This window comes from Chitinophaga sp. 05T412, from assembly GCF_056396465.1.
Genome location: NZ_JBFTLN010000045.1, coordinates 1 through 1,655 on the forward strand (window position 1 = coordinate 1; position 1,655 = coordinate 1,655).

A 1,655-nucleotide genomic window follows, 5' to 3' on the forward strand; every position below is an offset into this window, starting at 1 on the left:
ATAACGTTAACGACTATCGTATTACCAGCACCTGCATCGATATTTCCTTTCACGGATATGCTATTACCACTGCCGCTGGCGGTACCAATTACCTGAGATGTACCATTAGCAGTAGCTGTCCAGGTAACGTTCGTAATCGCCGATGGCACTGCATCCGCAATGCTTACGTTCTTAGCACCGGATGGTCCGGCGTTCGAAGCTGTGATTACATAGCGGATGGTATCACCTGCGTTCACACTGCCGGAACTGGTCTTCGTAATGCTCAGGGCTGACTTACCGGTTACCTGCGTAGTAGCGGTGCCAGTGGTAGTATTGTTATTTGCATCTGTAGCACTGGCCGTATTCGTGATGGTACCAGTGAAGTCAGGATTGATCTTACCTGCGATCTGTATATTAATCGCGTTACCCGTACCCGCAGCAATATTACCTGTCAGCGTTACATTACCTGTACCACTGTTGCTGCCTATTATCTGCGCTGCACCACTGGTACTCGCTGTCCAGCTTACACCACTGAGTGTATCAGAAACGATATCGCTGATCTTCACACCACTTGCATCAGATGGACCATCATTCGTAACGGTGATGGTATACTTGAGGCTATCGCCTGCAATGGCCGTAGCTGCCGCTGTTTTCACCACATGTACATTCGGCTTCTTCGTTACAGGGGTGATCACAGAATCACTTGGAATGGAATCATTCAGTATCGCAATGTTTGTCAATGAAGCGGCAGTTGCATTAGCTGGCACCACACCCATGACATTAACCACAATCGTATTGCCTGCACCCGCATCGATATTGCCTTTCACCAATACAGCATTACCACTGCCGCTGGCGGTACCAATTACCTGAGATGTACCATTAGCGGTGGCTGTCCAGGTAACGTTCGTAATCGCGGATGGCACCGCATCGGCTATGCTTACGTTCTTAGCACCGGATGGACCGGCGTTCGATGCTGTGATTACATAACGGATGGTATCACCTGCATTCACGCTGCCGGAACTGGTTTTGGTAATACTTAATGCGGATTTACCGGTTACTTGCGTAATAGCGGTACCAGTAGTAGTATTGTTATTTACATCTGTTGCACTGGCCGTATTGGTGATGGTACCGGTGAAGTCAGGATTGATCTTACCTGCAATCTGAATGTTAATCGCGTTTCCAGTACCCGCAGCAATATTGCCCGTCAGCGTTACATTACCTGTACCACTGTTGCCGCCTATTATCTGCGCTGCGCCAGTGGTGCTAGCTGTCCAGCTTACACCACTGAGYGTATCAGAAACGATATCGCTGATCTTCACGCCACTCGCATCAGATGGACCATCATTTGTAATAGTGATGGTGTACTTGAGGCTATCGCCTGCAATAGCTGTAGCTGCTGCTGTTTTCACCACATGTACATKCGGTTTCTTCGTTACAGGCGTGATCACAGAATCACTTGGAATGGAATCGTTCAGTATYGCAATGTTTGTCAATGAAGCAGCGGTTGCATTAGCCGGCACCACACCCATAACGTTAACGACTATCGTATTACCAGCACCTGCATCGATATTTCCTTTCACGGATATGCTATTACCACTGCCGCTGGCGGTACCAATTACCTGAGATGTACCATTAGCAGTAGCTGTCCAGGTAACGTTCGTAATCGCCGATGGCAC

Annotated in this window: 1 protein-coding gene; it reads right to left on the reverse strand. The window is 48.5% G+C overall.

Going from position 1 to position 1,655, the window contains the following annotated elements:
* Nucleotides 1-1,655 (reverse strand): beta strand repeat-containing protein (locus tag AC1DFM_RS34580; RefSeq protein ID WP_477081348.1); only part of this gene is annotated, 1,655 nt, incomplete at both ends.